Raw genomic sequence first — 11,371 nt, 5'->3', positions numbered from 1 at the left:
TTTGGCGTCTCAGTATGCGTTTCACATTCTGGTCGGGCCATCAAACTACCCGAAAATGACGGCCGCAGGTCTGAACGCCGTGCTGGTCGAATCCGGTGCTGCCGTGCGGCAACTGCTCAAACAAATCAAACCCGACCTGATCCAGACATTCAGCGAGCAGGACCATCGTCAGGTTGCTCGCTATGCTTTGTTTCATCCGACCACCTTGCTGGCCACTCATCTGCGGGCGGAGGAGGCGATCGCTGCCGGGCGGATCAATCATTTCATTTATAACCGCCTGACGGACCTGAATCTGTTTCTTGATCCGGCGGCCAATAGCCACTCCGGTTCGAGTGGCTATTTGGGTTTGCAAAACCCGGTCATCCTGCAGCAGGACTCGCTCGGTGGCGATATCTGGCAGATGCTTGGCCATGTCTATGGTTCGCTGCTGCATCCCGAACGTCTGGATGTGCATCACAATATCAAGCGTGATTTTTCCGATATCAAGCTGGCCTACATCACGCATTTTTATTGCAATCAGCAGGACATTACCTCGGTCACGCGTTTGCTGGAGCGTTATGCGGCGTATCCGCCAGAGGTGCGCGCCCAGGTGCAGTTTGTCATTGTTGATGATGGTTCGCCGATCAAGTATCAGATTCCCGAGTTGCCGCTCAACCTGACCTGGATTCGCATTGATCAGGACATTCGCTGGAATCAGGCCGGGGCCCGGAATCTGGGGGTGGTGTATGCACGTGCCGATACCATACTGATGACGGACCTGGATCATGAGTTGCCGCTGGCATCGATGCAGCAGCTGCTGACGCGCGGCTCGTGCGGCAAGCGACTCTACAAGATGCGCCGCCGGGACGCCGAGGGCAAAACCTACAAGGGGCATTCCAATTTCTTTGTCATGTCACGTGGCCGGTTTTTTGAATGTCATGGCTATGATGAAGAGTTTGCCGGTCACTATGGTGCCGAGGACTTCCGTTTTGTGAAGTACCAAAAGGCGCGCGGCAGCTTCCAGACCTATTTGCCAAGCAGGATCTACTGTATCGAGCGCACGGATATCGATCGTCAGCGTTCCTATCACAGCCTGGTTCGTGATCTGTCGTTCAATTCGGCTGCTGACAGCCGCAAGCGCCGTGAATTGGCCCATGTCGGTCATGGCTACGGGCACAGCCGGATGTTTCTGAATTTCACCTGGACCATCCTGTCCGATCAGCGCTTTGAACATCCGGTCGAGCGGCCGCGAAGCCGGTGGTGGAAATATCGGTCTTTGCTCCGGCAGGTTTCTCCCCGTTTCTGAGGCCGGATCGTCGGGCGATGATCGGATCGCCCGTTTTTTTCGAGGATAGACAGGAGTTGGCATGCGCATTGCGCATATTGAATCGTCGATGGATTGGGGCGGCCAGGAGCTGCGGATTGTCGAACAGGCCGTCTGGCTGAATGCGCACGGACATCCCTGCTGGATTGTCGCGCGCCCGGGATCGGCAATCCTGACACAGGCCCGGCAGCGGGGTTTGCCGCTGCTGGAGATGGAAATTCGTGGCTCGATGAATCCTGCCACCTTGCGCACATTGCGCCACTTTGTGCGAGAGCAGCAGATTGATTTGATCGATTGCCACGGCAACCGGGACAGTACGTATGGTGCCTATCTGAAGTGGTTTGGCGGCCTGCCGGTGGTGCGTTCCCGGCATGTGACCGACCCGATTGGCGCCAGTGGACTGAAAAAACTGGTCTGGCGTTACGGCAATCACGGGATCGTGGTGACGGCTGGCCGCATTCGCGAAATGTTGCAGCAGGATGGTCTCGCCGATCCTGCCCGCGTTTATGTCGCGGTGGCCGGTGTCGATGAGCAACGTTTCCACCCTGGTCTGGACGGTGCAGCACTGCGTGCTCAGCTCGGGATTGCGCCGGCGGCGCGAGTCGTGGCCAATGTTGGCATGATTCGTCCGGACAAGGGACAGCTATTTTTCGTGCAGGCCTGCCGTCAGATCATTGACTGTCGTGATGATGTGGTTGCCATCCAGCTTGGCGAGGCGACTGGCCAGACCAGGGGTTACAAGCAGCAGGTACTGGCCGAGGCCGGTGCGGCGCTGGAGAGTGGTCGCATCCGTTTCCTGGGTTATCAGGCGGACATCGAGCACTGGCTGGCACTGGCGGATATCGTGGTGGTGGCGTCCATCGGTACGGAGGCACAGACCCGTCTGGTGGCGCAGGCCTTCCTGATGAAGAAGAACGTGGTTGCCACCACGGTGGGCGGGCTGCCGGAGATGATTCGCCATGAGCAGACCGGGCTGTTGTGTGCCCCGGGTGATGCCGCGGCCTTGCAGCAGGCGGTCAGTCGCCTGCTCGAGGATCCGGCGCTGGCGGAGCGCTTGCGCGAGAATGCCTATCAGCATGCGCTGTCCCACATGTCATTCGATCACATGATGCAGGGCATGCTGGGCTGTTACCGCCAGGCACTGGCCCGTGCGGGTCGTCAGGAGTCGACATGACCCGCTTGCGCATCGCGCATCTCATTGATCTGGACCGCATCGGCGGGGTGGAGTCGATGTATGCCAGCCTGATTCAGGCCCCGGTGCCTGAGGGATGGCAGGTGGAACACCATACCATTGCCGACAGCCTGAACCTTGCCCCCCGCTTTCGCCCGATTGTCGAGCGCTGCAGCAGGACGCTGGTGTCGCCCAAAGTCTGGCATGGCATCAAGTTGCCCCGTCGTCCGGCGGGTCTGCGGGCTCGCAACCGGCTGGCACAGATCCGAGCTATCCGGCCGGATGTTGTTCTGGCATGGAATCAGTTTACTGACTTTCATTTGTCGCCCGATCTGGGATGCCCGCTGATTTACTACGAGCATGGCATGAGCTGGTATGAGCATGCGCCGGCTCAGTTGCAGGGATTTCTGCCCTATGTAGATGGCGCCATTGCGGTATCGCGGGCAGGGCAGCGCATGTTGCAGCTCAAACATGGCGTCTCTTTTCCGGTGCATCTCTGCCCGAACCCTTTGCGCGCCGATCTTCATGTGACGGATGCCCCGGTTCGCTGTTTGCCGCAGGACCGGCCGTTGCGTCTTGGTGTGGCCGCTCGTCTCGTTCCGCTCAAGGCGGTGGGGCTGGTGGTGCTGGCGTTGAAGTTGCTGCGACAACAGGGCGTGGACGCCGAGCTCAGCATTGCCGGGGAGGGCCCTGAGCGTGGTGCGATCGAGCGTCTGATTGCCCGTGAGGGCCTGGCTGATCATGTTCGCCTGTTGGGCCTATGTGATGACATGGCCGGGTTTTATCGTTCGATTGATCTCTTTGTGATGAGCTCGATGCATGAAACCATGCCTCTGGTTTGCATCGAGTCCATGGCGTATGGCGTGCCCGTGATAGCCTGCATGGTCGATGGTCTGCCCGAGGTGGTCCGGGATGGGCAAACCGGTCGTTGCCTGACGCCAACCCTTGATGTATCGGGCTATCAGGCTCTCACCGGCGCCAGTGTTGCCTTCGCCCGTCGCGTGTATGACCCGCAGCAGGATCTGCTGGTGGAGACCCGGATGTTGGCGCCTGAGGCGATTGCCGAGGCGGTAACCGCCCTGGCGTCAGAGCCGGCAGGCTACCAGGCCATGAGCGCGGCCTGCCTGGTTGAAGCGGCCTTGCCCCGTTATGACCAGGCCCAATATCTGCAACAGTTTTATGGCCTGCTGGCGGATTTTGCCACGAAACGCTGATGGTAATCGGCCAGGGTCATGCCCTGGCAACGGCTGGCAATGTGCCGGAACAGCTGATCCATATCCCGGTACAATTGTTCAATGCTGGCCTCGTCCGGAAAGGTCGGACTCCCTCCTGGCATGAATTCTGAAGAGTGCAGCATGAATTCAAGGTAATCGCTGCCTTCGGCCAGGATGCGGTTGGTGAGGGAGAGGGTCTCGGCCAGGTTGTCGCGCTTGGGTCGCAGCCAGCTGATCGAGTCCGGTCGGATCTTGCCGCGCAGCCGGTCCAGCGTGCGTCGGGTCGCGCGCAACCATGCCGGATATTTGAGCCGGGTACTCATCGGGATTTCCAGCAGCGCCGAGTGGCCTGGGCGGGCAATGTCGTCCGGGTCGATGAAGTAGGCTCCAGTGGGAAAATGCCGGTAGTCGGTGCCGCCCTTTCCCTGACGCTTGCCTGGCGTACCCCCCCAGTCGATATGGGGTGTGACCGAGCAGTCGACCTGATAGCCATATTCCAGCAGCAGTTCGGCGTATCGACGGTCAAAAGCCCAGCGGCCGGCACGATGGCTGATCATTTTGATGGAGAAGGTATCCTCGAGCAACTTGGTCATGGTATCGACCTTGCTGCGCATCACATCATCCGGATATTCAATCAGGTAGGCCTTGTCTTCCCCATCATGGTCGGTTTGCGGGTGGGCCGGCGGACTGTTCCAGGCGTGCAGGTGCATGCCGATCTCGCCCGTTCCTCGGGCAATGACATCTCTGGCAAAGGCCTGATAGACCGGATCGATGGCCATTTCATAATTGGTCAGGTAGCAAGGCTTGAAGCCATATTGCTCGCACAGCAGCTGAAAGCGTTCTAGATAGGCGGCATTGCGGGTGCTCAACGGGCCGGTACCCCAAAGGTTATCCCCTTCGGTATCGATGGTGATCAGGAACGCGGGCCTGCTAGGGTCTGAATGGTTCACGGTGCGGAAGTCTGTCTGGTAGTCGTCGTGCGTTTGCGCGGTATGGGAAACGAGTGGTGAAGATCATAGCGCATCAGCGCGGAAAAATCCGATTGCTGGTGAGCCCATGTCGTCGGACAGGCAGACGCTCCCGGAGCGATCAGTTACAATTTCACGCTTTCCCATTCGAGTGTGCCGACCTGCCATGTGTGGAATTGCCGGTTACTTTTCTGCCTCTCCCGTTGCCCCCTCCGTAACCGATGCCATGTTGGCCGAGCTTGCCCGCCGGGGACCGGATGACGCCAGCCGCTTGCTGCTGGATCAGGCTTTTCATCCCTTGCCGGCGGATCAGGCGGCGCATCATGCCATGCTGCATGCCCGTCTGGCGATCATTGATCCGCGCCCCATTGCCAACCAGCCCATGGCCAGCGCCGATCGCCAAGTGTGGATCTGCTATAACGGCGAAGTTTATGACTGGGACGCTGATCGGCAGGCACTGGAAGCTGATGGTGCGGTCTTCCATACCCACTCCGATACCGAATTCATCCTGAATGCCTATCTGGCCTGGGGGCTGGATGGCCTGCTGCAGCGTCTGCGCGGCATGTTTGCCTTTGCCATTCTCGACCTGCGTCAGGGCAAGGTGCATCTGGCACGTGACCGTATGGGAGAGAAACCGCTGGTCTACAGCCATGGAGAGGGACTGTTTGCCTTTGGCTCACTGGTCCGTGCGGTGTTGCCCGTTCTGCCGAAAGACAGGCGCCAGTTTTCTGCACAGGCCATCGATGCCTATCTGGCTCATCGCTACATTCCCTCTCCCGCCACGATTTTCAGCCATGTCCAGCGCCTGGAGAACGGGTATTGCCTGAGCTATGACCTGAAGTCCGGCGAATTGAACAAGCGTCGCTACTGGCAGCCGACGGCAGAGTCCGGTGACTGGCTGTCGGTGCTGGATGAGGCGGTGGCCATGCGAACGGTGGCCGACCGTCCTCTGGGGGTGCTGCTGTCCGGCGGGGTCGATTCTACCGTCATTGCCAGTCGTCTGGCCTCCCAGTCGTTGACCGGCTTCAGCACCTTCACAGCGGCCTTTCCCGGCTCCGGGATGGATGAGTCGGGGGACGCGGCTGACACGGCACAGCGCCTCGGGCTGGAAAATGTGTCGGTGGCCATGCCGCAGGACCTGGCAGCGGATTTTGCGCGGATTGTGGCAGATCTCGATCAGCCCTTCGCCGATCCCTCCAGTTTCCCGACCTGGTATCTGGCACGTGAGGTCACACGGCACGTGAAGGTGGTGCTGGTCGGGGATGGGGGGGATGAGCTGCTGGCTGGCTACAAGCGGGTCAACAAGCATCTGCGCACGCGCTGGCGGCGCCATCTGCGACTGCCATTGCCGGTCTGCCCGCAACTGTCGGCCAAAGGGAGTGGCAAGCTGGCGACAGAAATGGCCATGGACTGGCGAGAAGCCTATTCCCTGCGCTTTTCAGGCCTGACACCGGGGCAGCGACGATTTCTGCAGGGGGGCAGGCCACTGCCTCGCCTGAGTTACTGGCGCGAGGCCGAAGCGACCGGGGTGGCGGCCGATGAGGCCGACAATGCCCTGCAAACGTTGCTGGCCATCGATTTTGCCAACTATCTGCCGGACTATATCCTTAACAAGTCCGATCTGTGCACCATGGCGCATGGCCTGGAGGGCCGACCGCCACTGCTGGATCATCGTCTGTATCAGACTTTACTGTCCGTGCCGGCGCAAACGCGCTATACCCGTCCGGCCAAGCTGATTTTCCGGCGCGCCATGCATCCTGCCGTGCCGCCGGATTTCTTCCAGCGCAAAAAACGAGGCTTCAATCCACCATTGCATGGCTGGCTGCAAGGCAGTCTGGCGCCCCGCTTCGAAGGCCTGGGGCGGCGGCTGTCCGCATTAACCGGCGGGCAACTGGATGCTGGCGCTGTCGATGCGTTTGCTCAGGCCTACCGCCAGGGAGATCGGGCTCTGGCCGAGCAGGTCTTGCAGTTGCTGATCCTGGACGAGAGCCTGGCCCAGCTGCAGCGGCTGGTGGCTGACGAACAGGGTGAATGAGGCGCTATTGCCCCACCAGTGCGAGATAGGCATCGACGGTACGGGTCAGCGTAAAGCGCTGCAGCTCCTCTTGGTCGATGGACGGCGGGGCGCTGACCACGCGCCGGATGGCGGCGGCCAGGGATTCGGCCGTCAGTTCGCTCAGTCCCCGGGCCAGGTCGCCCGTCATGATTTCATCCGGCCCGTAGGGGCAGCGTGTACTGACCACCGGCGTGCCGCAGATCAGCGCCTCCACCAGCACGTTGCCGAATCCTTCATAGTCCGAGCTGAGCACCAGCGCCTGGGCCGCCCGCATGTAACGGTAGGGGTTCGTGCTGAAGCCGGCAAACACGACCTGGTCCTCGATGCCCAACTGGCGAGCCTGTTGTTGCAAGGCGTCCTGTTCAATGCCCGCGCCCTGGCCAAGTAGTACCAACCTGCCTTCGTAGCCACTCAGGCTGAAAGCCTCCAGCAAGCGATCATGGCGCTTTTGACTGTTCATGCGCCCGACGTGCAGCAGGAAGGGGGCTGCCATCTGCAGCGGATCCTCTGCCGCCTGTCTGCGGATGTCCTCCAGATCAAACGGATTGTAGATGGCCGTCATCTTGGCCGGCTGAATCCCGCATTTCAGTACGTCCTGCTGCAGAGCCTGGCAAACCGTGATCAATTTTCGTCCCGAGTAGGTGCGAATCAGTTGGCGATGCTTGAGCCAGCGTTTCAGGCCACGCTTATCTTGAAGTTGGCCGGCCTCGATGGCGCAGTGCAGGCAAAGCCATGCGTTCTTCAGGAAGGGGCAGGCGACGACGATGCGGTCGGTTTTCGGCAGGTTGGACACGGCCAGGTCTACCTGGCGTCCGGCGTAATGCCGGCGCAGCGCCTGATCCAGCTGCGCCGCCCGACGGCGGATCTCGGTTTGACGCTTTAGGGGACCGCGGTAAGTATCTTGGATGACCAGCAGTTGAACGCCCTGGGGAATGGGGTAGTCGCAACGATCACGCAAGGACGCGATGGTGACATCCTGTCCGCGACGTGCCATCTCGCCGGCCAGTGTCAGGACCACGCGCTCCGCGCCCCCGCCCGGTAGTCCGTCGATGATGAACAAAATGTTTTGAGTCATGGCGATTCCTGCTGGCGGTTTATGCCGGATGATCGTTTTGCGGTCGCAGCAGACGCTGGCAGGCGTTCAGGACCGTCTCGGCCGGAATGGCCGAGAGATAGCGCTGTGTCGTCGAGGTGTCGATGGCATCCGGGTGCGGCAACGGCCCGTGATCTGCGGCATTGATCACGATGGCGCGATTCATCCAGGGATGCCATTCGTTGAGCTTGCTAGGGCCGAACAGGGCGACACAGTCGGTTTGCAGCGCGGCCGCCATATGCATAGGGACGGAGTCCACGCCGATGAACAGGCGGGCACCATCGATCAGGGCCGCCAGGGTGTTCAGCGACAATTGTCCTGCCAGAGAGTGCACGCGAGGTGAGCGCACTTGCTGCATGATGTTGTCGACCAACTGTTGCTCCTGCACCGAGCGGCCCCCGGTGACAATCACCGGCCAGCCATCATCGGCCAGGGTCTGAATCACGCTGGCAAAACGCTCATCCTCCCAGCATTTGAAAAACCAGCGGGCAGGCGGATGCGCCACGATATAGGTGCCATGGATGCCCAGGCGTGCCAATTGCTGCTGGATGTGTTCCCGGTCCTGCGACGAGTAGCTCATGCGGCAGCGACGCATTTCGTCGCTGACAGTCAGTGCCAGCGGTTGCAATGCCAGCAGGTTCTGCTCGACGGTGTGCAGGGTGTCGGACTCGGCCAGCGGCGCCAGATGGCGAAAACAGCTGCGCCAATACTTGTTGCGCCGCTTGGGGTAGTCAAAACCGACCGAGTTTGCCGGTGCCAAGGCTTTGGTCAGCAGTGCCGCGTTCATTTGATCCGACAGGTGGATGATCAGATCGTAATGCCGCCTGGCCAGCTGACGGTACAGGCCGAGCCAGTGCGCCAGCCGCCGCCAGCCCCGCACGCTGCGGTCCAGACCCCAGATCCGGCTCAGGCCGGGATGGTGCTGAACCATCGGCCGTGTCTCTTCATACAGCAGCATGTCGATCTCTGCTGCGGGATAGGATGCCTGCAGGGCGTGGATGACCGGGGTGCACAGCAACACATCGCCGTGATGGCGCAGTTTGATGAGCAGGATACGGGCTGGGGGGGAAATGGGGGGTGTCATGGCGGAGGAAATGGCTTCTCCGATCATGCCGACCTGCCGAATGGCACAACAGGACGGGCAGAAAAGTCATTTTTGCTGATATTGAAATGACGCAGATTCTATCGTATTCAGTGCCTTGCTGGGGAGCTTTGCATAAAGAAACACCGGCCTTGGCCGGTGTCGGGTGCTACTGACGTCAAGTGTTCTTCAGGCATTGAACAGCGGATTGCCAGGATCCATGTCACGGCCGTTGCGCTGGATGGTGCTCCAGACGGCCTGACCGCGCAGCGACTCCTGGACATCACAGGCCAGCGAGCTGTAGGCGCGTACATTGCCGTCGGTGGAGTAGGCACGCAACAAGGTGACCTTGGCGGCGAGATTGTCCGGTTCGTCGCGCAGCGCATCACGCAAAACGCGCACGGCTTCCTTGGTTCTGCCGTAAGCGAGAAACACTTCGGCTTCTCCCACCGGGTCGATGCCCCGATGGCGCGGCTTGGTGTAACGGACAGTTCTCCAGAGCTTGCGAATACCGTAGTAGGCCAACATGCACCCCAGACTGCTGGCCATTGCTGTAAGCAACATCATGCTAATCCCTCGTGCTTTGTTTTGTTTTGTGCTCGATTATTCGGACGAACGTTTTTAACAAGCAATCCGTAGAAATCCTTAGCGGCACGCTGCGGATTATGCGTTTGGGATATTGGAGGTGTGACGAAGGGGTGGACAGGGCCTGGCGCACAAATGCCGGGTGAGTAGAATGGACCGCTTGCCCGGGCTTGCCATTGGAATGGCGCCATAGCCGGCGCGGGACCGGCTACCGGGCTGGAGAATCGTCAGGCGCTGGTCGGTTCGAGCAGTTCCGGTGCGGAGAGAATCGTTCGCAAGATCTTGTCAGACAAGTTTTTTTCGATAACAGCCTGGCCGATCTGTTGCAACAATACAAACCGGATCTGCCCCTGACTGACCTTCTTGTCGTGGCTCATCAGCGACATCCACTGTTCGAAGCCCAGATCCGGCGCCCGGGTGGGCAGTCCGGCGGATTGGATCAGTGCCCGGATACGCGCAAGGTCGCTGGTTGACAGCCAGCCCTGCGCCTGCGAGGCGGCTGCGGCCAGGACCATCCCGGCGGCCACGGCTTCGCCATGCAGCCAGACACCAAAGCCGAGGCCGGCTTCAATGGCATGGCCAAAGGTGTGTCCGAGATTGAGCAGGGCACGGATGCCGTTTTCCTTTTCGTCCTGGCCCACTATCTGCGCTTTCATTTCGCAGCAGCGGCGCACGGCTTCCTGCAGTGTCGCGGCATCGCGCGAGCGCAGGGCATCGATATGGGTTTCCAGCCAGTCAAAGAATGTGGCATCGCCGAGCAGACCGTACTTGATGACTTCGGCCAGACCGGCGTTGAACTCGCGATCGGGCAGGGTGGCCAGCAGGCTCATGTCGGCAATGACCGCGCGGGGTTGGTAGAACGCCCCGATCATGTTCTTGCCTTGAGGATGGTTGATGGCGGTTTTGCCGCCGACCGAGGAGTCGACCTGGGCCAGCAGGGTGGTGGGGATCTGGATGAAGGGGGCGCCGCGCTGGTAGCAGGCGGCCGCAAAGCCGGTCATGTCCCCGATGACCCCGCCGCCCAGGGCAATCAGGGTGGTGCTGCGTTCGCAGCGTTCAGCGAGCAGTACGTCGAAAATCAGATTGAGGGTCTGCCAGTTCTTGTGATCCTCGCCATCCGGCAGAATCACCGGGATGACCCGGATGCCATGCTGAGTCAGGACCGCGCTCAGCCTGGCGAGATACAGCGGCGCAACGGTCTGGTTGGTGACGACGGCGACCTGATTGCCCGCAATGTGGGGCAGCAGCAGGTCGGCCTGCGCCAGCAAGCCTTCTCCAATATGGATCGGGTAGCGGGTATCCGGCAGCGTCAGGTCGAGCGTGATCATGTCAGTGTTTTCCGGTCAGGGCGAGAAGCTGCTCTTCCAGATGGCCGACCAGCGTGTTGACGTTCTGTTGGGTGGTGTCGATAACCAGGTCGGCGATTTCCCGGTAGAGCGGATCTCGCTCCTCGAACAGGCTGGCCAGCCTGGCACGGGGGTCGGCAGTTCGCAGCAGCGGGCGATTGCGATCCAGCTGGGTACGGGTCAGCAGGTCATCGATATTGGCCCGCAGATAAATTACGGTGCCATGCTGCGCCAGCAGCCTGCGGTTCTGCTCTTTCAGTACCGCGCCGCCTCCGGTTGCCAGGACAATATTGTCGAGCTTGACCAGATCGGCAATGACGCAGGCCTCCCGTTCGCGGAAGCGTGGCTCGCCTTCGATATCGAAGATGGTGGCGACGCGCACGCCGGTCCGGGCTTCGATCTCCTGATCGGAATCATAAAAGGTTTTCTCCGCCTTGCGTGCCAGCGCACGCCCGACGGTGGTTTTGCCGGCGCCCATGAGCCCGACCAGAAAAAAGTTGCCTGCCAATGTTCCCATGTCATCCATTCTATCTGATGGTAGGACAATCTGTCTT

Annotated in this window: 10 protein-coding genes; 4 read left to right on the top strand and 6 right to left on the bottom strand. The window is 60.5% G+C overall.

The features are described 5' to 3' along the window. Positions 1–55: 55 nt before the first annotated feature. From JNO51_RS14755 to JNO51_RS14745, 3 genes are all read left to right on the top strand, one after another. Positions 56–1,285 carry a glycosyltransferase family A protein gene (locus JNO51_RS14755; RefSeq protein WP_215778724.1) on the top strand — a complete coding sequence of 410 codons (1,230 nt, stop codon included), beginning with the start codon at positions 56–58 and terminating at the stop codon, positions 1,283–1,285. A 61-nt stretch (positions 1,286–1,346) separates the two neighbouring features. Continuing rightward, positions 1,347–2,477, top strand: a complete 1,131-nt coding sequence (locus JNO51_RS14750) for a glycosyltransferase family 4 protein (RefSeq protein ID WP_215778713.1) — start codon at positions 1,347–1,349, stop codon at positions 2,475–2,477. Beyond that, complete coding sequence (locus tag JNO51_RS14745) at positions 2,474–3,688, top strand: glycosyltransferase (RefSeq protein WP_215778711.1); 1,215 nt, start codon at positions 2,474–2,476, stop codon at positions 3,686–3,688. The genes JNO51_RS14750 and JNO51_RS14745 overlap by 4 nt, the downstream gene beginning before the upstream one ends. Here the strand turns inward: JNO51_RS14745 and JNO51_RS14740 are convergent. Further along, positions 3,652–4,557, bottom strand: a complete 906-nt coding sequence (locus JNO51_RS14740; RefSeq protein ID WP_215778710.1) for a hypothetical protein — start codon at positions 4,555–4,557, stop codon at positions 3,652–3,654. The genes JNO51_RS14745 and JNO51_RS14740 overlap by 37 nt on opposite strands. A gap of 325 nt (positions 4,558–4,882) precedes the next feature. On the opposite strand from JNO51_RS14740, the gene asnB reads away from it, so the two are divergent. Next, positions 4,883–6,691, top strand: coding sequence for an asparagine synthase (glutamine-hydrolyzing) (gene asnB, locus JNO51_RS14735; RefSeq protein ID WP_252346102.1), 1,809 nt, complete (start codon positions 4,883–4,885; stop codon positions 6,689–6,691). 4 nt (positions 6,692–6,695) lie between these two features. On the opposite strand, the gene JNO51_RS14730 is transcribed toward asnB, so the two are convergent. From JNO51_RS14730 to JNO51_RS14710, 5 genes are all read right to left on the bottom strand, one after another. Then, positions 6,696–7,787 carry a glycosyltransferase gene (locus tag JNO51_RS14730; protein WP_215778708.1) on the bottom strand — a complete coding sequence of 364 codons (1,092 nt, stop codon included), beginning with the start codon at positions 7,785–7,787 and terminating at the stop codon, positions 6,696–6,698. 19 nt (positions 7,788–7,806) lie between these two features. Continuing rightward, the gene (gene rfaQ / locus JNO51_RS14725; protein ID WP_215778707.1) at positions 7,807–8,916 is read right to left on the bottom strand and encodes a putative lipopolysaccharide heptosyltransferase III; all 1,110 of its coding nucleotides are present in this window, start codon (positions 8,914–8,916) and stop codon (positions 7,807–7,809) included. 159 nt (positions 8,917–9,075) lie between these two features. Next, the gene (locus JNO51_RS14720; protein WP_252346101.1) at positions 9,076–9,453 is read right to left on the bottom strand and encodes a FimV family protein; all 378 of its coding nucleotides are present in this window, start codon (positions 9,451–9,453) and stop codon (positions 9,076–9,078) included. Positions 9,454–9,698: 245 nt separating this feature from the next. Further along, positions 9,699–10,799: a 3-dehydroquinate synthase gene (gene aroB / locus JNO51_RS14715; RefSeq protein WP_215778706.1), complete on the bottom strand. Its 1,101-nt coding sequence runs from the start codon at positions 10,797–10,799 to the stop codon at positions 9,699–9,701. A gap of 1 nt (position 10,800) precedes the next feature. After that, a complete protein-coding gene (locus JNO51_RS14710; RefSeq protein ID WP_371822848.1) occupies positions 10,801–11,343 on the bottom strand; it encodes a shikimate kinase in 543 nt (180 codons plus the stop codon). Positions 11,344–11,371 lie beyond the last annotated feature (28 nt).

The sequence above is a fragment of the Paludibacterium sp. B53371 genome (genome assembly GCF_018802765.1).
Classification (GTDB): Bacteria; Pseudomonadota; Gammaproteobacteria; order Burkholderiales; family Chromobacteriaceae; genus Paludibacterium.
This window is presented reverse-complemented; position numbering and strand designations above follow the sequence as displayed.

Excerpts from the sequence above, each read along its gene's own strand:
- JNO51_RS14730 (WP_215778708.1), bottom strand. The coding sequence starts at position 7,787 with ATGACTCAAAACATTTTGTTCATCATCGACGGACTACCGGGCGGGGGC.
- JNO51_RS14755 (WP_215778724.1), top strand. The coding sequence starts at position 56 with ATGACGGCCGCAGGTCTGAACGCCGTGCTGGTCGAATCCGGTGCTGCC.
- JNO51_RS14720 (WP_252346101.1), bottom strand. The coding sequence starts at position 9,453 with ATGATGTTGCTTACAGCAATGGCCAGCAGTCTGGGGTGCATGTTGGCC.
- JNO51_RS14750 (WP_215778713.1), top strand. The coding sequence starts at position 1,347 with ATGCGCATTGCGCATATTGAATCGTCGATGGATTGGGGCGGCCAGGAG.
- rfaQ (WP_215778707.1), bottom strand. The coding sequence starts at position 8,916 with ATGATCGGAGAAGCCATTTCCTCCGCCATGACACCCCCCATTTCCCCC.
- JNO51_RS14745 (WP_215778711.1), top strand. The coding sequence starts at position 2,474 with ATGACCCGCTTGCGCATCGCGCATCTCATTGATCTGGACCGCATCGGC.
- asnB (WP_252346102.1), top strand. The coding sequence starts at position 4,883 with ATGTTGGCCGAGCTTGCCCGCCGGGGACCGGATGACGCCAGCCGCTTG.
- JNO51_RS14710 (WP_371822848.1), bottom strand. The coding sequence starts at position 11,343 with ATGGATGACATGGGAACATTGGCAGGCAACTTTTTTCTGGTCGGGCTC.
- aroB (WP_215778706.1), bottom strand. The coding sequence starts at position 10,799 with ATGATCACGCTCGACCTGACGCTGCCGGATACCCGCTACCCGATCCAT.